General features: G+C 59.3%; 19 protein-coding genes. 7 read left to right on the forward strand and 12 right to left on the reverse strand.

Annotated features, from left to right (window positions below):
• Positions 1-3 precede the first annotated feature (3 nt).
• The 5 genes from ACERY3_RS16005 to ACERY3_RS16025 all read right to left on the reverse strand — a co-directional run bounded on the left by ACERY3_RS16005 (position 4) and on the right by ACERY3_RS16025 (position 4,098).
• Positions 4-372: a DUF1090 domain-containing protein gene (locus ACERY3_RS16005; RefSeq protein WP_023309291.1), complete on the reverse strand. Its 369-nt coding sequence runs from the start codon at positions 370-372 to the stop codon at positions 4-6.
• 142 nt (positions 373-514) lie between these two features.
• Entirely contained in the window at positions 515-898 is a 384-nt protein-coding gene (gene mzrA, locus ACERY3_RS16010) for an EnvZ/OmpR regulon moderator MzrA (protein WP_039260467.1), read from the reverse strand.
• A gap of 2 nt (positions 899-900) precedes the next feature.
• Positions 901-1,563, reverse strand: a complete 663-nt coding sequence (gene yqjA / locus ACERY3_RS16015) for a DedA family general envelope maintenance protein YqjA (protein ID WP_373225971.1) — start codon at positions 1,561-1,563, stop codon at positions 901-903.
• A 344-nt stretch (positions 1,564-1,907) separates the two neighbouring features.
• Complete coding sequence (exuR, locus tag ACERY3_RS16020) at positions 1,908-2,684, reverse strand: transcriptional regulator ExuR (RefSeq protein ID WP_023309288.1); 777 nt, start codon at positions 2,682-2,684, stop codon at positions 1,908-1,910.
• 115 nt (positions 2,685-2,799) lie between these two features.
• Positions 2,800-4,098 (reverse strand): MFS transporter, encoded by a 1,299-nt coding sequence (locus tag ACERY3_RS16025; RefSeq protein WP_023309287.1) that lies wholly within the window; start codon positions 4,096-4,098, stop codon positions 2,800-2,802.
• 475 nt (positions 4,099-4,573) lie between these two features.
• On the opposite strand from ACERY3_RS16025, the gene uxaC reads away from it, so the two are divergent.
• Both uxaC and ACERY3_RS16035 read left to right on the forward strand, forming a co-directional pair.
• Positions 4,574-5,986, forward strand: coding sequence for a glucuronate isomerase (gene uxaC / locus ACERY3_RS16030; RefSeq protein ID WP_168980235.1), 1,413 nt, complete (start codon positions 4,574-4,576; stop codon positions 5,984-5,986).
• A gap of 17 nt (positions 5,987-6,003) precedes the next feature.
• Entirely contained in the window at positions 6,004-7,491 is a 1,488-nt protein-coding gene (locus tag ACERY3_RS16035; protein ID WP_058841628.1) for a UxaA family hydrolase, read from the forward strand.
• Positions 7,492-7,626: 135 nt separating this feature from the next.
• Here ACERY3_RS16035 and sstT read toward each other — a convergent pair whose 3' ends face one another.
• From sstT to ACERY3_RS16055, 4 genes are all read right to left on the reverse strand, one after another.
• Positions 7,627-8,868 (reverse strand): serine/threonine transporter SstT, encoded by a 1,242-nt coding sequence (sstT, locus tag ACERY3_RS16040; RefSeq protein WP_058841627.1) that lies wholly within the window; start codon positions 8,866-8,868, stop codon positions 7,627-7,629.
• A 220-nt stretch (positions 8,869-9,088) separates the two neighbouring features.
• On the reverse strand, positions 9,089-10,057 hold the full coding sequence (locus tag ACERY3_RS16045) for a TerC family protein (protein WP_029739669.1): 969 nt from the start codon (positions 10,055-10,057) through the stop codon (positions 9,089-9,091).
• Between the two features lie 250 nt (positions 10,058-10,307).
• Complete coding sequence (locus tag ACERY3_RS16050) at positions 10,308-11,306, reverse strand: Gfo/Idh/MocA family protein (RefSeq protein ID WP_058841626.1); 999 nt, start codon at positions 11,304-11,306, stop codon at positions 10,308-10,310.
• A gap of 70 nt (positions 11,307-11,376) precedes the next feature.
• Positions 11,377-11,880: a YgjP-like metallopeptidase domain-containing protein gene (locus tag ACERY3_RS16055; RefSeq protein ID WP_023333531.1), complete on the reverse strand. Its 504-nt coding sequence runs from the start codon at positions 11,878-11,880 to the stop codon at positions 11,377-11,379.
• Between the two features lie 83 nt (positions 11,881-11,963).
• Between ACERY3_RS16055 and rlmG the strand changes: the two genes are divergently transcribed.
• Positions 11,964-13,100: a 23S rRNA (guanine(1835)-N(2))-methyltransferase RlmG gene (gene rlmG, locus ACERY3_RS16060; RefSeq protein WP_058841625.1), complete on the forward strand. Its 1,137-nt coding sequence runs from the start codon at positions 11,964-11,966 to the stop codon at positions 13,098-13,100.
• A gap of 118 nt (positions 13,101-13,218) precedes the next feature.
• On the opposite strand, the gene ACERY3_RS16065 is transcribed toward rlmG, so the two are convergent.
• From ACERY3_RS16065 to lsrR, 3 genes are all read right to left on the reverse strand, one after another.
• Complete coding sequence (locus tag ACERY3_RS16065) at positions 13,219-15,240, reverse strand: FAD-dependent oxidoreductase (RefSeq protein ID WP_373225973.1); 2,022 nt, start codon at positions 15,238-15,240, stop codon at positions 13,219-13,221.
• 207 nt (positions 15,241-15,447) lie between these two features.
• Positions 15,448-17,046, reverse strand: a complete 1,599-nt coding sequence (gene lsrK / locus ACERY3_RS16070) for an autoinducer-2 kinase (protein ID WP_058841623.1) — start codon at positions 17,044-17,046, stop codon at positions 15,448-15,450.
• 32 nt (positions 17,047-17,078) lie between these two features.
• Positions 17,079-18,050 (reverse strand): transcriptional regulator LsrR, encoded by a 972-nt coding sequence (lsrR, locus tag ACERY3_RS16075; RefSeq protein ID WP_039260477.1) that lies wholly within the window; start codon positions 18,048-18,050, stop codon positions 17,079-17,081.
• Positions 18,051-18,265: 215 nt separating this feature from the next.
• Between lsrR and lsrA the strand changes: the two genes are divergently transcribed.
• The 4 genes from lsrA to lsrB are packed head-to-tail and all read left to right on the forward strand — an operon-like array spanning position 18,266 to position 22,762.
• Entirely contained in the window at positions 18,266-19,753 is a 1,488-nt protein-coding gene (gene lsrA / locus ACERY3_RS16080) for an autoinducer 2 ABC transporter ATP-binding protein LsrA (protein WP_058841622.1), read from the forward strand.
• Entirely contained in the window at positions 19,750-20,781 is a 1,032-nt protein-coding gene (lsrC, locus tag ACERY3_RS16085; protein WP_373225974.1) for an autoinducer 2 ABC transporter permease LsrC, read from the forward strand. The genes lsrA and lsrC overlap by 4 nt, the downstream gene beginning before the upstream one ends.
• Complete coding sequence (lsrD, locus tag ACERY3_RS16090) at positions 20,782-21,759, forward strand: autoinducer 2 ABC transporter permease LsrD (RefSeq protein ID WP_236902209.1); 978 nt, start codon at positions 20,782-20,784, stop codon at positions 21,757-21,759. It begins immediately after the preceding gene.
• 1 nt (position 21,760) lies between these two features.
• The gene (gene lsrB, locus ACERY3_RS16095; RefSeq protein WP_033146708.1) at positions 21,761-22,762 is read left to right on the forward strand and encodes an autoinducer 2 ABC transporter substrate-binding protein LsrB; all 1,002 of its coding nucleotides are present in this window, start codon (positions 21,761-21,763) and stop codon (positions 22,760-22,762) included.
• Positions 22,763-22,769: the final 7 nt, after the last annotated feature.

Raw genomic sequence — 22,769 nt, forward strand, 5'->3', positions numbered from 1 at the left:
AACTCAATAATCGCGAGCTTCCAGCGCTTTCAGGTCGTCCTGCGCTTCTTTCAACTTCTTCTCGCGCTTAGCAATTTTTTCCGCATCTCCTTTCTCTTTCGCTTCCTGCAGGTCGCGACGGCGCTCGGCTATCTCGTCCTTCTGTTCAGCGATTTTCTTCTTGTGATCGGCACGAAGCTTGCTGTCTGAACAGTTCGCTTTCACTTCGCTCAGCGCTTTTTTAAGACCATCAACACGGTGCTGATTGTTATGCTTTTCGGCATAACCGATCTCACGCTGAATATCCTGTTCTTTCTCCTGACAGAGAGAGTTTGCGAAGGATGCTGTGCTTAAAGAAAAAAGGGCCAGAGCCAGAGTCATGCGGAATTTCATTATCGAAACCTTCCATTGTGTTGCGGCGTTAGCCGCTATCCAAAGTTATGCGGAGTACATCGAGGGGTGCTCCGCGTACTTAAGCATAGTAAGTAAACGGGGGATTCACCAAAGTGAGTGAAAAGATTCGGAATCCTGGAAGTTATCCAAACCGATGCGACGTATCGCGAATCAATGACAGCCAGGCTGCAGGCTGGCTGTCATCTTCCTGCTGGGCAATGATATACCCGTGCGGCAGCGTACGGTCGAGAACCACTTTCGCGGCGGCACTTTGCGCACGGGAATCAAACTTGATCAGTAAAACATCGTCCTGCGGGGTAATGCTCTTAAAGCGGATCCCATTCGCGTCCAGATGATGCCAGACAGAAAAACCGTCAGGCACGCTGGCGCCCTGGTTTACCGGGCGAATAGCCAGCGTCGATTCCTGATGCGAAAGCGCGCTCCATGCCAGCAGCATGGCGCTGAGGACGATCAGCGTAATCACGGCAACGGCAAAACGGCGCAGGGCGAGCGGTGAGATAGCCATCGTTAGCCTCTGGCTCCGTATTTCTTCTTCCACAGGACAACCAGTGAGCCAATCAGGCCGAAGACCAGCAGAACCACAGGCAGCAGCATCAGGCAGGACATCAGCTGATCTTCATATTTCATAAAGACCGGCGTTTTACCCAGCGCATAGCCGAGCGTCGTCAGAATAAGCACCCATAGCAGGCCGCTCATCCAGTTAAAGAACTGGAAGCGCGTGCTGCTCAACCCCGACAGACCGGCAATGGTCGGCAGCAGGGTGCGAACAAAGGCGATAAAGCGTCCAATCAGCAGCGCGGAAAGCCCGTGCTTGTGGAAAAGGTGGTGCGCCCGCTGGTGATAATGCGCGGGAAGATGAGAAAGCCAGTTCTGGACGACCCGGGTATTGCCCAGCCATCGTCCCTGGATATAGCTCACCCAGCAGCCGAGGCTGGCCGCAACGGTCAGTAATAAAATGGTGTGTGGAAACGCCATCGCCCCTTTGGCACACAGCACGCCGACAAGCACCAGCAAACTGTCACCGGGCAGGAAGGCAGCAGGCAGCAAACCGTTCTCAAGGAACAGGATCATAAACAAGACGAAATAGAGCATGCCAATCATGGAAGGGTTGGCCAGCGTTTCAAAATCCTGCGCCCAGAGGGCATGCAGCAGTTGGGTCAAAAGTTCCATTCAGTGTTCCTGGAAATCGGTTAACGTCACGCCTGTTATCCGGGACAAACAGCACGGCGACATTGTTGTGATTTCATTATGGTCGCTCGCGGACACATTGCGGTGTGGCCAACACTGTTCCCTGTTAATTGGCTGGTTAGCAAGCACTAACTTACAAAATAAGGAATTGAATCCAATTGTAACAAAGCCCAACGTTCTGCGTCACAGAATTTGCAGGGGTGAGTTGATTTTGGCGTAAGCCCAGGAAGTGAGCGAGGGGATTTACAAAGGCTGACACTATATATGTTTTGCTTACTCCTGTAAGCCGGAAGGCGCAACGTAGCGCCTGCCGGCAGAAAGGTCATCTATTTTGCGGCACTGGAAGCCGTATCGAGATGAACAACCGGATTATCGGCAAAAAGATAGCGGTCAGCGTTAAATTCGAAGTCATCGCTGGTTTCGTTGAACAGCATCTGCTTGGTGTTTTCCAGGTGCTGCCACATCGCCAGCTTAGCGGCATGCGGATCTTTACGAATCAGCGCCTTAAGGATTTGGTCGTGATCGTCGCACCAGTTGTCGACGGTACGGGAATCGATATGGTCGTGCAGTTTTTTCCAGTACGGGTTGTGAACGCGCTGAGTCCACATTTTTTCAACGATTGCCGCCAGGGCCGTATTTTGGGTTGCCAGGGCGACCTGAACGTGGAACTGCAGATCCCACTCTGAATCGCGGAAACATTTTTCCTTACGGGCATTCTCCTGGATCTCCATCAGCTTCATGATGTCCTGCTTGGTCACCTGCGTCGCCGCAAACTCAGCAATATTGCTTTCAATCAGCTGGCGAGCCTGGAGCAGCTCGAACGGACCATAGCTGGCGAATTCCAGACTTTCGTCCGCGACGGGAGAGTGTTTCGGCAGATTAGAAATCACGTGAATGCCGGAGCCTTTGCGTACCTCAACGTAGCCTTCCACTTCCAGCATGATAATCGCTTCACGCACCACCGTGCGGCTCACGCTTTTTTCATCCGCGATAAAGCGCTCGGCGGGAAGTTTATCACCGACAAGATAGACCCCTTGCTCGATGCGATCTTTCAGCTCCGCAGCAAGTTGTTGATACAAACGACGTGGTTCGGTGATTTCCATATGCGCTCCAGGCAGGGTACGGCAGATGATTTGTTATACCACTTTTGCGTGCCACTCTCCAGATTTTGCCATTAAAAAAGCCGCCCGGAGGCGGCTTCGGCGAAACGCATTTTCGCTAACTCTGCGTCGCCGGTTTCCCGAGGGACTCTTTCGCCAGCTCCTCTGCGGATTTGCTTTTCAGCACCGTCCAGATAACCACCGCACCCATCAGGTCGAAGATCGCCAGCACCGCGAACAGCGGGCTGAAGCCGATGGTATCCGCCAGCGCGCCGACCACCAGTGCAAACATGGTGCTCGCGGTCCAGGCGGCCATGCCGGTCAGGCCGTTGGCGGTTGCCACTTCGTTACGACCAAAGACGTCAGACGAGAGCGTAATCAGCGCGCCGGACAGGGACTGGTGCGCAAAGCCACCGATGCACAGCAGGGCAATGGCAACGTACGGGCTGGTGAACAGGCCGATCATGCCTGGGCCGATCATCAGCAGCGCGCCCATGGTCACCACCATCTTACGGGAAACGATCAGGTTCACGCCAAACCAGCGCTGGAACAGCGGTGGCAGGTAGCCGCCCACGATACAGCCCAGGTCAGCGAACAGCATGGGCATCCAGGCGAACATCGCGATCTCTTTCAGGTTAAAGCCGTAGACTTTAAACATGAACAGGGGGATCCACGCGTTAAAGGTACCCCAGGCCGGTTCAGCCAGGAAACGCGGCAGGGCGATGCCCCAGAACTGACGGGTGCCCAGGATCTGCCAGACGGTCATTTTTTTGCCGTTGTTGGTCTGATGCTGCGCTTCCTGACCGCCAATGATATATTCACGTTCTTCTTCGGAGAGTTTTTTCTGATCGCGCGGGTGTTTATAGAAAACCAGCCACGCCATCGCCCAGGCAAAACTCAGCACGCCAGAGATAATGAACGCCATCTGCCAGCTGTGCATCACGATGGCCCACACCACCAGCGGCGGCGCTATCATTGCCCCGATGGACGAACCCACGTTGAAGTAGCCGACCGCAATGGAACGCTCTTTCGCCGGGAACCACTCGGAGCTGGCCTTGAGGCCCGCCGGGATCATCGCGGCTTCAGCCGCACCGACCGCACCGCGCGCCAGCGCCAGTCCACCCCAGCTGCCTGCCAGCGCGGTTGCGCCGCAGAACACCGCCCAGGCAATGGCGAAGAAGGCATAACCGATTTTGGTACCGAGAATATCCAGCACATAGCCAGCAACAGGCTGCATGATGGTATAAGCCGCGGAATAGGCGGCAATGATGTAGGAGTATTGCTGCGTGGAGATATGCAGCTCTTCCATCAACGTTGGCGCTGCTGCTGCCACGGTGTTACGCGTCAGGTAGCCCAGCACGGTGCCTAACGTCACCAGCGCGATCATATACCAACGTAACCCTTTAATTTTACGCATCTAAAACCTCATCGTTATGTTATTTCCGCGCCAGAGCACGGCAACCTCTCAACCGTTTCCGGGAGCAGTTGTGTAACGGGAGGGGCGTAACCAGGAGCATGTCCCGGAACGGCCCGAACCTTGCCATAAGTAAGCGTGCATAAGTCGGTATCCGTACCGTTAAACCCGATGTCTCTCACACCGGTAATGCATTCCGTCGGCTTATAGTTTGCGACGGCGAAAAGATAACTTGTCATACAACTTTAAAAGGTGAGTGACATCACAAATGTATGATTCTTTGTGGGGACATTATCCGTTGCGCGCAAAGCCAGTATTGGCGCGGTCTGCAGAAGGGTTTACTTCATTGAGGGTAATTTATTTGTTGGCGTTTATTGATCTCACTCACGAAAAAAGCTTCGGTTGGTGGAAATTGGTGTGATAACTTTGCAGCATATGAACATACGCTTTCTGCGCTCCCGTAATGAGGAAGACGATAATGACGCCGTTTATGACCGAAGATTTTCTGTTAGATACCGAATTTGCTCGCCGCCTGTACCACGACTACGCAAAAGACCAGCCGATTTTCGACTACCACTGCCATTTACCGCCGCAGCAGGTTGCCGAAAATTACCGTTTCAAAAACCTGTATGACATCTGGCTGAAGGGTGACCACTACAAATGGCGCGCCATGCGCACCAACGGCGTGGCGGAGCGCCTGTGTACCGGCGATGCGACCGACCGCGAGAAGTTTGACGCCTGGGCGGCAACCGTTCCGCACACCATCGGCAACCCGCTCTACCACTGGACCCATCTTGAACTCCGCCGTCCGTTTGGCATCACCGGCAAGCTGCTCTCCCCAACGACCGCGGATGAAATCTGGGATCGGTGCAACGCGCTGCTGGCGCAGGATAACTTCTCCGCGCGCGGCATCATGAAGCAGATGAACGTGAAGATGGTGGGCACTACCGACGATCCGATCGACTCCCTGGAGCATCATGCCGTTGTCGCGAAAGACACCTCTTTCGATATCAAAGTGCTGCCAAGCTGGCGCCCGGACAAAGCCTTCAACATTGAGCAGGCCACCTTCACCGACTACATGGCGAAGCTGGCGGAAGTGTCGGATACCGATATCCGTCGTTTCGCTGACCTGCAAACCGCGCTGACCAAACGCTTGGATCACTTTGCGGCGCACGGCTGCAAAGTGTCTGACCACGCGCTGGACGTGGTGCTGTTTGCGGAATCAAACGAAGCCGAGCTGGACAGTATCCTGGCGCGTCGTCTCTCCGGCGAAGGCTTAAGCGAGCACGACGTGGCGCAGTTTAAAACGGCGGTGCTGGTATTCCTCGGTGCGGAATACGCGCGTCGCGGCTGGGTACAGCAGTACCATATCGGCGCGCTGCGCAATAACAACCAGCGCCAGTTCAAACTGATCGGCGCTGACGTGGGCTTCGACTCCATCAACGACCGTCCGCTGGCGGAAGAGCTGTCAAAACTGCTGAGCAAACAGAACGAACAAAACCTGCTGCCAAAAACCATCCTGTACTGCCTGAACCCGCGCGATAACGAAGTGCTGGGTACCATGGTCGGCAACTTCCAGGGCGAAGGGATGCCGGGCAAGATGCAGTTCGGTTCCGGCTGGTGGTTTAACGATCAGAAAGATGGCATGGAGCGTCAGATGACGCAGCTCGCGCAGCTGGGCCTGCTGAGCCGCTTTGTCGGCATGCTGACCGACAGCCGCAGCTTCCTGTCCTATACCCGTCATGAATATTTCCGACGCATTCTGTGCCAGATGATTGGTCGCTGGGTACACGCGGGCGAAGCGCCAGCGGATATCCAGCTGCTGGGCGAAATGGTGAGAAACATCTGCTTTAACAATGCGCGTGACTACTTCGCCATTGAACTGAACTAAGGCCGTTTGAGGTTGATATGCAATACATCAAAATCCATTCGCTGGATAACGTGGCCGTCGCGCTGACGGATCTCGCTGAAGGCGACGTGGTGACCGTTGATAACCAGAGCGTCACCCTGCGTCAGGCGATCGTCCGTGGGCACAAGTTTGCCCTGATCCCCATTGCGAAAGGGGAGAACGTGGTGAAGTACGGTTTGCCCATCGGCCATGCGCTGGCGGATATTGCGCCGGGTGAATACATTCACTCACACAATACCCGCACCAATCTGAGCGATCTGGACGAGTACAGCTATCAACCTGATTTACCCGCGGAAGAGCGTCAGGCGGCCGATCGTGAGGTGCAGATCTACCGTCGCGCCAACGGTGACGTGGGGATCCGCAACGAGCTGTGGATCCTCCCGACCGTCGGCTGCGTCAACGGAATTGCGCGCCAGATCCAGACGCGCTTCCTGAAAGAGACCAACGATGCCGAAGGGACTGACGGCGTGCATCTGTTCAGCCACACTTACGGCTGTTCCCAGCTCGGTGACGACCACATTAACACCCGCACCATGCTGCAAAACATGGTGCGCCACCCGAACGCGGGCGCGGTGCTGGTGATTGGCCTGGGCTGCGAGAACAACCAGGTGGACGCCTTCCGCGACACGCTGGGCGAGTTCGATCCTGAGCGCGTGCATTTTATGGTGTGCCAGCATCAAGATGACGAAGTGGAAGCGGGCGTTGAGCAGCTTCACCAGCTTTATGAGGTGATGCGCCACGACAGGCGCGAGCCGGGCAAGCTGAGCGAGCTGAAGTTTGGGCTGGAGTGCGGCGGGTCTGATGGCCTGTCCGGGATCACCGCCAACCCGATGCTGGGACGCTTCTCGGATTACGTGATTGCCAACGGCGGCACGACTGTGCTGACCGAAGTGCCGGAAATGTTCGGCGCGGAGCGTATTCTGATGAGCCACTGCCGCGACGAAGAGACTTTTGAGAAGACCGTCACCATGGTGAACGACTTCAAACAGTATTTCATCGCCCACAATCAGCCGATTTACGAGAACCCGTCGCCGGGCAACAAAGCGGGCGGGATCACCACGCTGGAAGAGAAATCCCTCGGCTGCACCCAGAAAGCGGGCGCGAGCCAGGTGGTTGACGTGCTGCGCTACGGCGAGCGCCTGAAAACCCACGGTCTGAACCTGCTGAGCGCACCGGGCAACGATGCGGTCGCCACCAGCGCGCTGGCAGGTGCCGGCTGTCATATGGTGCTGTTCAGTACCGGTCGCGGCACGCCGTACGGCGGTTTTGTGCCGACGGTGAAAATCGCCACCAACAGCGAGCTGGCGGCAAAGAAAAAGCACTGGATCGACTTTGATGCGGGCCAGCTGATTCACGGCAAAGCGATGCCGCAGCTGCTGACGGAGTTCGTGGACGCTATCGTGGAATTTGCTAACGGCAGGCAGACCTGTAACGAGAAGAACGACTTCCGCGAGCTGGCGATCTTTAAGAGTGGTGTGACGCTTTAATCGGTGCGGCCTGATGCCCTCACCCTGACCCTCTCCCACGGGGAGAGGGGACAAACACTAAAAACGGCAACCGTTGGTTGCCGTTTTGCATTTACCCTGTAGGCCCGGTAAGGCGTAGCCACCGGGCTTTTGTTGTTAACTGCGCAGGGCGTTCTTCGCTAAACGCGCGTCTTCCGCCTGACAGGCCGCTGCGGTAAACAGCACGTCGGTAGAGGAGTTCAGCGCGGTTTCGCAGGAGTCCTGCAGCACGCCGATGATAAAGCCGACGGCCACAACCTGCATCGCAATCTCGTTCGGGATGCCGAACATATTACACGCCAGCGGGATCAGCAGCAGCGAACCGCCCGCTACGCCGGATGCGCCACAGGCGCACAGTGACGCCACCACGCTCAGCAGCAATGCGGTTGGCAGATCCACCGGAATGCCCAGCGTATGCACCGCCGCCAGGGTCAGCACGGTAATGGTGATTGCCGCGCCCGCCATGTTCACGGTTGCGCCCAGCGGGATCGACACGGAATAGGTATCGCGGTCCAGGTTCAGCTTCTCCGCCAGCGCCATGTTAACCGGAATGTTCGCGGCAGAGCTGCGGGTGAAGAACGCATACACGCCGCTTTCGCGCAGGCAGGTCAGCACCAGCGGATACGGGTTGCGGCGGATCTGCCAGAACACCAGCAGCGGGTTGATCACCAGCGCCACCAGCAGCATACAGCCGACCAGCACAACCAGCAGTTGCGCGTAGCCCCACAGCGCGTCGAAACCGGTGGTTGCAAGCGTAGAGGAGACCAGACCGAAAATCCCGATTGGTGCAAAGCGAATCACCAGCCTCACCATAAAGGTCACGGCGTTGGACAGATCGTTGACCAGGTTTTTCGTGGTGTCGTTACCGTGACGCAGCGCGAAGCCCAGACCAATCGCCCAGACCAGGATGCCAATGTAGTTTCCGCTCATCAGCGCGGTGATGGGGTTAGAAACCATGCTCATCAGCAGTCCGCGAAGCACTTCGACAATGCCGGATGGCGGCGTGATGTCACCCGCCGCGCTGGTCAGGTGCAGCGTGGACGGGAACAGGAAGCTAAACACCACGGCCGTTAAGGCAGCCGAGAAGGTTCCCAGCAGATACAGGAACAGAATGGGGCGAATGTTGGTTTTTTGTCCGTGCTGGTGGTTGGCAATTGACGCCATGACCAGCATCAGAACCAGTACCGGTGCCACGGCCTTCAGTGCGCCAACGAAAAGGGTCCCGAGCAGCCCCGTAGCCTCCGCAGCAGGTTTTGACACCATCGCCAGCAGAATACCCAGCACCAGCCCGACCAGAATTTGTTTAACGAGGCTGCCCTGCGCCAGGCGCGCGAACAGTCCGCTTGATTGTGTGCTCATACGTATTTCCTGAGTGAAATTGCGTTCCATCCCGGATGTGCTCTTAGTCACATTTATGTCCGGATGTAAGTATTTGTTTGCCTGGTTGAGTATCAGGGAAAGGAGCGAAAGGCGGAAGCGTAAAATGCTGGATTTTACGTGTTGCATCATATTTTTTAACTGCTGCGTTACAAAAGTGTGTTCACCCTCTCCCTGTGGGAGAGGGCCGGGGTGAGGGGGATTACTCCACCTGCTGCTTCTTATCGTGCTGGCGGTTAACCCAGGTATTGATAATCAGCGTCACGATCAGAATGCCAAACACCACGCCGAGCGAAATGGCGATCGGGATATGGTAGAAATCGACGATCAGCATCTTGATGCCGATAAACACCAGGATCACCGACAGACCGTACTTCAGCATCGAGAAGCGCTCCGCCGCGCCCGCCAGCAGGAAGTACATCGCACGCAGGCCGAGGATGGCGAACAGGTTAGACGTCAGGACGATGAACGGGTCGGTGGTCACCGCGAAGATCGCCGGAATGCTGTCCACCGCGAAAATCACGTCGCTCAGCTCAACCAGAATCAGCACCAGAAGCAGCGGAGTGGCAAACAGCAGGCCGTTCTTGCGCACGAAGAAGTGCTCGCTCTCGATCTTGTCGGTCATGCGAAGATGCCCACGGATCCACTTCACCAGCGGGCGATCGCCAATTGCGGAGCCGTCCTCTTTCGCCAGCGCCATTTTGACCCCGGTGAACAGCAGGAACGCGCCGAAGACGTACAGCAGCCATTCGAACTGGGTAATCAGCCAGCTGCCGGCGAAGATCATGATGGTACGCAGGATAATCGCGCCCAGCACGCCGTACACCAGCACGCGTCGCTGCAGGGCAGCAGGCACGGCAAAGTAGCTGAACAGCATCAGCCAGACGAAGACGTTATCAACCGCCAGGGCTTTTTCAATCAGATAACCGGTGAGGAAGGCGAGCGCCTGAGGGTCGGCCACCGCGCGGCCTTCGGTCGAGGCCAGGTACCACCAGAAGGCGGCACAGAACAGCAGGGAGAGGGTGACCCACACCAGAGACCAGGCCGCAGCCTGTTTGATGCTCATGCCGTGTGCGCCGCGACGCCCCTGCAAAAAGAGGTCGATCGCCAGCATGATGAGCACGACAACCGCGAATCCGCCCCACAACATTGGAGTGCCGACAGAATGCATACTATTTTCCTTACACATAAAAAACAAAAACGGCCATGGTCAGAAGACGATAGCCGTTAGCTTTTTATGCATAGACCTCGCCTTCCGGCAAGGTCTCACTTACAACCACGAAGGTTGCCCGGCGACCGGATGCGTGTTTAACGCATCGTAATGACGATCCACCGGCGAAGAAGTTACTCCCCTTTGCAGGTAACAAAATATGTCAGACCATTGGTTTCGTCAATGGTCTGCGCCGTTTCATTACACAGCTTTACGCGATCGCTTCCGCGCTCACGCCGTCTGCCGGGAATACCACGCCGGTCTGGCGACGGATCTCCGTTTGCAGCTTCGCCGTGGTGCGGCTCACCGCGAGGCCAGGGTGATTCACTTCGTTGTCTTCCACCAGACGGGCGAAGACCTCTGCCTCATAGAGCATAGTGTTAATATGCTGAGGCTGCGTCAGCTCCTGCGCTTTGCCGCCGCGCGGCACAAAGCTCACTTTCTGGCACTCGGAGATCTTCTCAATAACCAGCGAGCCCGCTTCGCCCTGAATTTCGCTCGGCAGCACGGAATCGCTCACCTTGGAGTGCTGTAGCGTGACGCTGAAATCACCGTAATCCAGCACCGCTACACCGTGCGCATCCACGCCGCTCTCCAGCAGGCTGGCGGTGGCGCTGACGCCGTGCGGTTCGCCCCACAGGGCCACGGCAGAGGCCAGGCAATAGAAACCGATATCCATAATCGAGCCGTTCGAAAACGCCGGGTTAAAGGTGTTCGGGTTCTCGCCGTCCAGATAGCGCTGGTAGCGCGACGAGTACTGGCAGTAGTTGATAAAGGCTTTACGCACTTTGCCAATTTTCGGCAGGGACTGCTGCAGCAGCAGGAAATTCGGCAGGCTGGCGGTTTTGAACGCTTCGAACAGCACCACCTGGTTTTCGCGGGCAAGCGCAATGGCCGCTTCCACTTCCTGGATATTTGACGCCAGCGGCTTCTCGCAAATCACATGCTTTTTGTGGCTGAGGAACAGCTTCGTTTGCGGGAAGTGCAGGGAGTTCGGGCTGGCGATATACACCGCGTCAATGGCGTCGCTTTGCGCCATGTCATCAAGCGAAGTGAAGAGATGCTCAACGAGGTAATCGTTGGCAAAACTCTGCGCCTGCTCAAGGCTGCGGGAATAGACTGCGGTAAGCTTAAGTTTGCCGGTTTCGTGGGCGGCGTCGACGAACTGGCGCGTGATCCAGTTCGTACCAATGACTGCGAAACGTATCATAAACGTTTACGTACTCCGTAGCGGGGAACCTTTAGCCACTGTAGCACGTCATCATGACAATTCGCGTGCGCTATTCCGCATTACCATTTAACGATAAATGCGTAAGCCATAGCCGGGTATCAAACTCCAGCTGGTGGTACTGCGGCTCCATGTGGCAGCACAGGGAATAGAACGCTTTGTCGTGCTCTTTCTCCTTCAGGTGCGCCAGCTCGTGGACGACGATCATCCGCAGAAACGCCTCCGGCGCGTTACGGAAAACCGTCGCGACGCGGATTTCGGCCTTCGCTTTCAGCTTGCCGCCCTGTACGCGGGAGATGGCGGTGTGCAGGCCGAGCGCGTTTTTCAGCACGTGGATCTTGTTGTCGTACATCACCTTGTTGATCGGCGGCGCGCTCTTCAGATACCGGCTTTTCAGATCCTGCGTATACTGCCAGAGGGCCTTATCGGTCGCGAAATCGTGCGTGCCGGGATAGCGTTTTTCCAGCACCGCGCCGAGCTTCTGCTCGGCAATCAGGCTGCGAACCTGAGTCAGTAAATGCTCCGGGTAGCCCTGGAGATAAGTAAGTTGGTTCATCAACGCCCCAAATCGACAATAAAACGGGTATACTCACGCACCCTTTTCAGGGATACGCCAAATTTTACCATTCAGGAGGGCCGATGAGCCACTTAGACAACGGTTTCCGTTCACTCAACCTTAAACGTTTCCCGGAAACGGACGACGTTAACCCGCTCATGGCGTGGGAAGCGGCGGATGAATATCTGCTGCAGCAGTTGGATGAGACTGAAATCCGCGGCCCGGTTTTGATCCTGAATGACGCCTTTGGCGCGCTGGGCTGCGCCCTGGCGGAGCACACGCCATACAGCATCGGCGATTCCTACCTGAGCGAGCTGGCGACGCGTGAAAACCTGCGCCATAACGACATCGAAGAGTCCAGCGTGAAGTTCCTCGACAGCACCGCGGACTACCCGCAGGCGCCGGGCGTGGTGCTGATCAAAGTGCCAAAAACCATGGCGCTGCTGGAGCAACAGCTGCGCGCGCTGCGTAAGGTCGTGACGCCGGAAACGCGCATTATCGCGGGCGCTAAAGCGCGCGATATTCACACCTCGACGCTCGAGCTGTTCGAGAAGATCCTCGGCCCGACCACCACGACGCTGGCCTGGAAAAAAGCTCGCCTGATCAACAGCACCTTCAGCGCGCCGGAGCTGGCCGACGCGCCGGAGACGCTGAGCTGGAAGCTGGAAGGCACCGACTGGACCATCCACAACCATGCGAACGTCTTCTCCCGCACCGGGCTGGATATCGGGGCGCGTTTCTTTATGGAACATTTGCCGGAAAATATGGAAGGGGAAATCGTCGATCTGGGCTGCGGTAACGGCGTGATTGGCCTGACGCTGCTGGCGAAGAACCCGGACGCCAGCGTGGTGTTCAGCGACGAGTCGCCAATGGCGGTGGCCTCCAGCCGTCTGAACGTGGAAACCAACATGCCGGAAGCGCTGGACCGCTGCGAGTTTATGATCAACAACGCGCTGTCCGGCGTAGAGCCTTTCCGCTTCAACGCCGTGTTCTGCAATCCGCCGTTCCACCAGAAGCACGCCCTGACGGATAACGTCGCGTGGGAGATGTTCCACCACGCGCGCCGCTGCCTGAAAATCAACGGCGAGCTGTACATCGTGGCGAACCGCCATCTGGACTACTTCCACAAGCTGAAGAAGATTTTCGGCAACTGCGTCACCATTGCGACGAACAATAAGTTCGTGGTGCTGAAGGCGGTGAAGCTGGGGCGACGTCGGTAAGACTGTTATGTGCGGCCTGATGCCCTCACCCCGGCCCTCTCCCACAGGGAGAGGGAGCAAACGCTAAAAACGGCAACTGGGTTGCCGTTTTGCTTTTACCCTGCCGCCCGGCAATGTCCTAGATCGCCAGAGCCAACTTCGTCCCCTGCGCAATTGCCCGCCGCGCGTCCAGCTCCATCGCCACGTCGCACCCGCCGATCAAATGCACCGTTTTACCGGCTTCGCGCAGCGGATCGGCCAGATCGCGCTTTGGCTCCTGACCGGCACATAAAATCACATGATCCACGCGCAGCAGCTGCGGTTCGCCGCCGATCGTGACGTGCAGACCCTCGTCGTCGATCTTCTGATAGCTCACCGCCGGGATCATCTTCACCCCGCGTGAGAGCAGGGTGGCGCGGTGGATCCAGCCCGTGGTTTTGCCCAGCCCTTCGCCCGGCTTGCTGGCCTTACGCTGCAGCATCACGATCTGGCGCGGGCTTTTCGGCAGCTGCGGCCCTTCCGGGCGCAGTCCGCCGGACTGATTCAGGCTGGTGTCGATACCCCATTCCACGCAAAACTCGGCAATGTTCTGGCTGGTGGCCTCGCCCGGCTGGCTTAAGTACATGGCGGTATCAAAGCCGATCCCGCCGCAGCCGATAATCGCCACCTTCTCGCCGACCGGCGTTTTGTCACGCAATACATCCAGATAGCTCAACACTTTAGGATGATCGATACCCTCGATCGCAGGCGTGCGCGGCACGATCCCGCTCGCCAGGATCACCTCGTCGAAACCGATCAGATCCGCCGCGCTGACAAACTGATTAAGCCGCAGCTCGACGCCCGTAAGCTCGATCATCCGGCGGTAGTAGCGCAGCGTTTCATAGAACTCCTCTTTGCCGGGGATCTGTTTGGCGATATTAAACTGCCCGCCAATCTCCGCCAGCGCATCAAACAGCGTCACGCTGTGCCCGCGCGAGGCGGCATTCACCGCAAACGCCAGCCCCGCCGGGCCTGCGCCCACCACGGCCAGGCGTTTTTTACTGACCGCCGGAACGATCGGCATTTTGGTTTCATGGCAGGCGCGCGGGTTAACCAGGCAAGAGGTGACCTTGCCGACGAAGATCTGATCCAGACAGGCCTGGTTACAGCCGATGCAGGTGTTGATCTCGTCCGCACGGCCGCTTTGCGCTTTGGAGAGCAGTTCGGCATCCGCCAGGAACGGGCGCGCCATCGACACCATGTCGGCGTCGCCGCGCGAAATCACATCGTCCGCCACCTGCGGATCGTTAATGCGGTTGGTGGTGACCAGTGGAACAGAGACTTTGCCTTTCAGCTTCCGTGTTACCCAGCTGAACGCCGCGCGCGGCACCGGCGTGGCGATGGTGGGGATGCGCGCCTCGTGCCAGCCAATCCCGGTGTTGATAATCGTGGCACCGGCGGCTTCAATCGCCTGCGCCAGCTGCACGGTTTCGTCGAACGTGCCGCCGCCTTCCACCAGGTCGAGCATCGACAGGCGGAAAACGATAATAAAGTCTGCGCCCGCACGTTCGCGCACCGCGCGCACCACCTCCACGGCAAAGCGCATCCGGCGGGCGTAGTCGCCGCCCCATTCGTCATCGCGCTGGTTGGTGCGGGCCGCGAGGAACTCGTTGATCAGGTAGCCTTCCGAGCCCATCACCTCAACGCCGTCGTAGCCCGCCTCGCGCGCCAGCGCCGCGCAGCGGGCAAAGTCGTCGATCAGCGCGAGGATCTCATTGTGGCTGAGGGCGTGAGGTTTAAAGCGGTTGATTGGCGCCTGAATGGCCGACGGCGCGACCAGGTTCGGCTGATAGCTGTAGCGCCCGGTGTGCAGGATTTGCAGGGCGATTTTACCGCCCTCGCGGTGTACCGCGTCGGTCACAATGCGGTGGTGCGGCAGCTGTGACGCATCGTTCAGAACCGCGCCGCCCTCCATGCCCACGCCGGAAGGAGCCGGGGCCACGCCGCCGGTGACAATCAGCGCCACCCCGTGGCGGGCGCGCTCCGCATAGAAGGCTGCCAGACGCTCGGCCCCGTCCGGATGCTCCTCCAGCCCGGTGTGCATCGAGCCCATCAACACGCGGTTTTTGAGTGTGGTGAACCCCAGATCGAGGGGGGCGAATAACGACGGGTAGCGGCTCATAGTCTCTTCCAGTGTAAAATTATTGTTATGTGGTCGGATGAGTTACTAATTTAGCCAGCGGGAGCGGAAAGGTAAAAGCGGGATCGAATGATTGTGATAGATCTCAAAGAACTTCGCCCCTCACCCTAACCCTCTCCCCAAAGGGGAGAGGGGACTGGCTGGTGCGGTCTCAAAGAATTGGCTCGATCTGATTTTTTCCCTCTCCCCTCAGGGGAGAGGGGCAGGGTGAGGGGTGTGGGTTTTTACTAACCCCGGGGCCTGCCACATCGACGTCGTCAGCCCGCTGTCCACCAGCCCGAGCTGGTCCGCGTACACCGCCTGCCACTTCTGCATCATGCCGTCGTACAGCTCGCGGTGCTGCGGGTTCGGCGTGAACTCGCGGCTCCACTTCACCAGCCGCTCGCCCGTCGAGGCCATATCCGCAAACAGCCCCGCGCCCGCGCCTGCGGCAATCGCGCAGCCGAGCGCCGTCGCCTCTTTCACTTCCGGCACGCGCACCGGCAGCCCGGTGACATCGCTTAAAATCTGGCTCCACAGGGCGCCTTTGGCCCCGCCGCCCGCAAACACCAGGCTTTCAAACGTCACGCCGGAGAAGCGCGAAATCTGCGCCAGGTTGCAGGCCGAGACAATCGCCGCGTTCTCCTCCAGGGCGCGGAACAGCGTCGCTTTGTTGCACTTTTCCGGGTCGATGGAGAGGTTAATAAACGACGGCGCGGCGTGGTACCACTGCTTGAAATGCATCGCGTCGGAGAAGATCGGCATCACCCCGTGGGAGCCCGCCGGTACGCGGCTGGCCATCTCTTCCAGCAGGGAATAGGTGTCCATCCCAATCCGCTCGGCAATCAGCTTTTCCTCGGCGCAGAAGGCGTCGCGGAACCAGCGCATGGTCAGCCCGGTAAAGAAGCTGATCGACTCCGCCTGCGCCATGCCGGGGATAACGTGCGGGTTCACGCGGATGTTCATCTCGGGGTCGGTACGCACCTGCGGCAGGTTCACCACCTGCTGCCAGAAGGTTCCGCCCAGCACCGCCGTTTGTCCGGCGCGGACCACGCCCAGCCCCAGACAGCCCAGCTGCACGTCGCCGCCGCCCATCACCACCGGCGTGCCTTCGCGCAGGCCGCTCTGCTGCGCGGCCTCTTTGGTAATCGCGCCCAGCACGGTACCGGTCTCTTTCACCGGGGAGAGGATATCTGCGCGCAGCCCGGCCATGTCGAGCAGCGCCGGACGCCAGTCGCGGGAGAAGAGATCCAGCATGCCGGTGGTGCCCGCGTTAGACGGGTCGACCGCCAGCTCGCCGGAGAGCTTCGCCGCCAGCCAGTCGCTGATCATGGTGATGGTGGCGGCTTTACGGTAGATGTCAGGACGATGGTGCGCCAGCCACAGCAGGCGCGGCATGGCGCTCAGCGCCAGCGTCTGGCCGGAAACCTCATACACTTCGGATTCAAAACGGTCGTCGTGGATCTCTTTGAGTTCGGCCACCTCGCGGCTGGCGCGGGCGTCGACGTTGGCGCAGGCCCAGATGGCCTCGCCGTTGCGGTCGTACAGCACGATCCCTTCGCGCATCGAGCAGCAGGCGACGGACTGAATATCCGCCGCGCTCAGGCACGCACGTTCCAGCGCCTGATGAATGCACCGGCAGGCCAGCTGCCAGTTGGTCTCCAGATCGAACTCCATCGATCCCGGCACGTTCTCCACGCTCAGGTGCTTCCACTCGGCCTGGCCGACGGCAATCTGGTTGCCCTGTAAATCGAAAATCACGGCGCGAACGCTGCCTGTCCCTGCATCTAACGCTAAAAGGTAACTCATGAGCTTGCCTCGTTGTTAGCGCAGGGCGGCTCTTAGTCGGCCAGAGCCAGCACCGCGCGGGCTGTCGTCTCCTCCGTCACCAGGCCATTGATACGGCGACCCTTCAGTGCGGCATAAATCGCATCGGCTTTCTCTTCTCCTCCGGCCACGCCAACGATGGTGGGCAGCTGCGCCAGTTCATCGAGCGTGACGCCCAGCAGTTCTTTGTGGATCTCCAGCTCCTCGACGCATTCCCCTTCGGCATTGAGGAAATAACCGAGAATGTCGCCGACCGCGCCTTTGCGGGCGTACATCAGCTGTTCACCTTCGCTGATATAGCCGGATCGCAGTATCGTGGCGTCACGGCGCTGGTTCACTGAACCAATGCCGACCACAGCGACGTCGGCGGCGGTCGCGGCGAGGATCACGTCCCGCACGCTGGTTTCGCGTTTTAAGATCCCGGCCACCTCTGCGGATGACACGCGAAGCGGGGCGGGGATCATGCTGACGCTGCAGGCCGCGTCCAGCTGGCCGATACCGGTCATGTACGGCCCGACGCCGCCGGAGAGCGTCACCAGGCGGATCTGCTGCGAGCTGATAAAGCCGCTCAGGTGCTGCAGGCAGCTCATGGTGGTTTCACCAAACCCCACCGCCAGCAGCTGGCCCGGCTCCAGTACGCCCATCAGAGACTGCGCCGCGCCAATGCCGAGCCGCACGTTCATCGGCGGCGTATTTAACGCGGGCATCACGCGCACCAGCTTCAGGCCAAAGCGCTGCTGTAGCTCGGTCTCCAGCGCCAGACAGCCCTCGTAGCGGGAGTTGATCTGCACGCGGATCACCCCGGACTGACGGCCTTTTTCCAGCAGGCGGGAGATTTTCAGGCGCGGCAGCCCGAGCCGCTCGCCGATGTCGTTCTGGGTTAATCCGTCGTGGTAGTAGCACCAGGCAACGCGTGCCACGAGCTCCTCTTCCGCCAGTGCCAGCCCGGCAAACCGTCCTTCTTCCGCAGTGCGTTTATCGCTCATAGTTGAACTCTTATAAAAATTTAGATCATATGTTCGTAATGGCGCGAAGGGAAAGTGTGAGCCACGCGACAAAACGGATCTTTTAGATCGTTTCTGGTTTATCTGTATCTCAATCGATAAAACTGTGATCCCTGCACGGTTGTAAATATAGTTCACCGTCTACGCTTTTGAACATTATTAAATCTAAAAATCATTTGTTCAATAGCGGAGCGATGATGACACCACTTCTCGACGCGCGGAATATCAGAAAGCAGTTCTCAGGCGTGCCGGTCTTAAAAGGCATTGATTTCACGCTGCTTGCGGGCCAGGTGCACGCCCTGATGGGCGGAAACGGCGCGGGAAAATCGACGCTGATGAAGATCATCGCCGGGGTCGAAACGCCGGACGGTGGTGAACTTTCTGTCGAGGGGCAGTCATATGCGCGGCTCACGCCCGTGCAGGCGCACGGGTTAGGCATTTACCTGGTGCCGCAGGAGCCGCTGCTGTTCCCCAACCTGACGGTGCGGGAAAACATCCTGTTTCGCCTGCCGCGCGAACGCGATCTGGAAAAGCGGCTGGCGGAGAAGCTCCAGCAGCTCCAGTGCCAGCTTAACCTCGACGCCACTGCCAGTACCCTGGAAGTGGCGGATCAGCAGATGGTGGAGATCCTGCGCGGTCTGATGCGCAACGCCAGGATCCTGATCCTCGATGAACCCACGGCCTCCCTCACGCCCGGCGAAACCGAGCGGCTGTTCCGCCAGATCCGCGCCCTGCAGGCGCTCGGCGTCGGGATTGTCTTTATCTCGCACAAGCTGCCGGAGATTCGCCAGCTGGCAAGCCACGTCTCGGTGATGCGCGACGGCGCGGTGGTGCTGAGCGGTGAAACCGCGCAGTTTGACGACAGCGCCCTGATCGCCGCCATGACGCCGGTAAGCCGGGAGAAATCCCTCAGCGATACGCAAAAGCTGTGGCTGGCGCTGCCGGGCAACCGCCGCACCCAGCCGCAGGATTTCCCGGTGCTGCGGGTGGACGATCTCACCGGAGAAGGGTTTATCGATCTTAGCCTTGAGATCTACGCCGGGGAGATCGTCGGCCTGGCCGGGCTGGTGGGCTCCGGGCGCACCGAGCTTGCAGAAACGCTCTACGGCCTGCGGCCGGTACGCGGGGGCCGCGTCTGGCTGGAGAATCAGGAGATCACCGGCGAGCCGGTAAGTTCACGCCTGGAAAAAGGGCTGGTCTACCTGCCGGAAGACAGGCAGGTGTCAGGCCTGTTCCTCGACGCGCCGATCCGCTGGAACACCGTGGCGCTCAACGAGCCGTCGATTTGGCAGCAGCGCAAGCGGGAGTCGGCGGTGGTGGAGCGCTATCACCGGGCGCTGGGGATCAAGCTCAACCATGCGGATCAAACCGTGCGCACGCTCTCCGGCGGCAACCAGCAGAAGGTGCTGCTGGCGCGCTGTCTGGAGGCCAACCCCTTATTGCTGATCGTCGATGAACCGACGCGCGGAGTGGACGTCTCGGCGCGCGCCGACATCTATCAGCTGATAAAAAGCGTGGCGGCGCAGAACGTGGCGGTGCTGATGATCTCAAGCGATCTTGACGAGTTCCCGGGCCTTGCGGACCGCGTGCTGGTGATGCATCAGGGCGTGCTCAGCGGCGAGCTGCCGCGCCACGCCGTCAGCCTCGACAGGATGATGGCGCTGGCATTCGGAGGGCAGTCATGAAGACCTTGCTGAAAAACCGCGAGCTGAGCGCGTTCCTCGCCATTCTGGCGCTGTTCGCCGTGCTGGTGGCGCTGAATCCGTCCTACTTCAGCCTGCAGACGCTGGGGATGATTTTCGCCAGCTCGCAGATCCTGATCCTGCTGGCCATCGGTGCCGCGCTGGTGATGCTGACCCGCAATATCGACGTGTCCGTTGGCTCAACCGTCGGGCTGTCCGCCATTGCCGTCGGCGTGGCGCTGAACAGCGGCTACAGCCTGCCCATTTCCATTCTCTTCGCGCTGTCTATTGGCGCGCTGGCCGGGGCGTTCAACGGGTTTCTGGTGGTGGGGCTGCGCATCCCGGCGATTGTCGCCACCCTCGGCACGCTGGGGCTGTACCGTGGCGCGATGCTGCTCTGGACCGGCGGAAAGTGGATTGAAGGACTGCCACCCGGGCTGAAATCCCTCTCTGAGCCTGCCGCCATCGGCATTTCGCCGCTCGGCATGCTGGTGTTGATTATCGCGGTCACGGGCGCGTGGACGCTCTCGCGCACCGCGTTCGGGCGTGATTTCTACGCGGTGGGGGATAACCTCGCCGCCGCGCGCCAGCTGGGCGTGGCGGTGAACCGCACCCGCATGATCGCCTTTACCCTCAACGGCATGCTGGCGGCCTGCGCCGGGATCGTCTTTGCCGCGCAGATTGGCTTTGTGCCCAACCAGACCGGCAGCGGGCTGGAGATGAAGGCCATCGCCGCCTGCGTGCTCGGCGGTATTTCGCTGCTGGGCGGCACGGGCACGCTGGTTGGCGCGCTGCTCGGGGCCTTCTTCCTGACCCAAATCGACACCGTGCTGGTGCTGTTCAGGCTCCCGGCGTGGTGGAACGACTTTATCGCCGGGCTGGTGCTGCTGGGCGTGCTGGTGCTCGACGGGCGTCTGCGCCAGGCGCTGGCGCGCCATCAGCGGGCGCTGAAGTACGGCCGCTTCCAGCCGGGTAACAAAGGGGGAAAGCACGTCACCCCGTTTCCCAAACGCAAAAAAGAGGTGGCGTAAATGAGGCTTAACTGGGAAAGCGCGCTGCTGATTTTACTGGTGCTGGAGATCCTGCTCTTTGGCGCCATCAACCCGCGCATGCTCGACGTCAACATGCTGCTGTTCAGCACCAGCGACTTCATCTGCATCGGCATCGTGGCGCTGCCGCTCACGCTGGTCATCATCAGCGGCGGGATCGACATCTCCCTCGGCTCAACTATCGGCCTGTGCGCCATCGCGCTGGGCGTGATGATGCAGTCCGGGTGGCCGATGGCGGTCGCTATTCCATTGACGCTGCTGCTCGGCCTGCTGTGCGGGCTGCTGAATGCGGCGCTGATCCACTACACCGGCATTAGTCCTTTAGTCATCACCCTCGGCACGCTTTACCTCTACGGCGGCGGCGCGCTGCTGCTCTCCGGCATGGCGGGCGCGACGGGCTACGAGGGCATCGGCGGCTTCCCGGACGGCTTCACGGCGTTCGCTAACCTCACGGTGCTGGGCCTGCCGATCCCGCTGGTGCTGTTCGCGGTGATTACGTTTTTCTTCTGGCTGATTACCCACCGAGGGCGCTTTGGTCGTCATCTGTTTTTGATCGGGCAAAACCCGCGCGCGGCGCGCTATGCGGCGCTGTCGGTGAACGGCATGCCCTACGCGCTGTACGGGCTGGTGGGCGTGGCCTCGGCGGTTGCCGCGCTGGTGATGGTCTCCTATTTCGGCTCCGCGCGTTCGGATCTGGGGCGCGATTTGCTGATGCCTGCGCTCACCGCCGCCGTGCTCGGCGGGGCCAATATCTACGGCGGATCAGGTTCGGTTGTTGGTACGGCGCTGGCGGCACTGCTGGTGGGCTACCTGCAGCAGGGTTTACAGATGGTCGGCATCCCTAACCAGGTGTCGAGCGCGCTGTCAGGGGCGCTGCTGGTTGTGGTGGTGATGGGACGTTCGCTGAGTCTGCACCGCGAGTGGGTGCGTTCTCTCTTTAGAAAACTATCCGGAGCGTAAGATGAAAACAAAACTGATAGTCCTGGCAATGGCCCTCAGCTTCGCCTCGGCGCAGGCGGCGGACCGCATTGCCTTTATCCCGAAGCTGGTGGGCGTGGGGTTCTTCACCAGCGGCGGCAACGGCGCGAAAGAGGCGGGGAAAGACCTCGGCGTGGACGTGACCTACGATGGCCCGACCGAGCCGAGCGTCTCCGGGCAGGTGCAGCTCATCAATAACTTCGTTAACCAGGGCTATAACGCCATTATCGTCTCCGCCGTGTCGCCGGACGGCCTCTGCCCGGCGCTCAAGCGCGCGATGCAGCGCGGCGTCAAGGTCCTGACCTGGGATTCCGACACCAAACCGGAGTGCCGCAGCATCTACATCAACCAGGGGACGCCGGAGCAGCTGGGCGGCCTGCTGGTGGAGATGGCGGGCAAACAGGTCACCAAACCGAACGCTAAAGTGGCGTTCTTCTACTCCAGCCCGACCGTCACCGACCAGAACCAGTGGGTGAAAGAGGCGAAGGCCAAAATCGAGAAAGATCACCCCCAGTGGCAGGTCGTGACGACCCAGTTTGGCTATAACGACGCCACCAAATCCCTGCAAACCGCCGAAGGGATCTTAAAAGCCTATCCGGATCTGGATGCGATTATCGCCCCGGACGCCAACGCGCTTCCAGCGGCGGCGCAGGCGGCGGAAAACCTGAAGCGGGAAGGGGTGGCGATTGTCGGCTTCAGCACGCCGAACGTGATGCGCCCGTACGTTGAGCGCGGCACGGTGAAAGCCTTCGGCCTGTGGGATGTCGTACAACAGGGCAAAATTGCGGTCAACGTCGCCGATCGCCTGCTGAAAAAAGGCGATCTTAACGTCGGCGACAGCGTGGACGTAAAAAATATCGGCGCGCTGAAGGTCGAGCCGAACAGCGTGCAGGGCTACCAGTATGAGGCGAAGGGCAACGGCATCGTGCTGCTGCCGGAGCGCGTGGTGTTCACCAAAGAGAACATCAGCAAATACGATTTCTGACGGGGGA

It is taken from the genome of Enterobacter cloacae complex sp. ESBL7 (genome assembly GCF_041679625.1).
In the GTDB taxonomy this organism is placed as follows: Bacteria; Pseudomonadota; Gammaproteobacteria; order Enterobacterales; family Enterobacteriaceae; genus Enterobacter; species Enterobacter asburiae_B.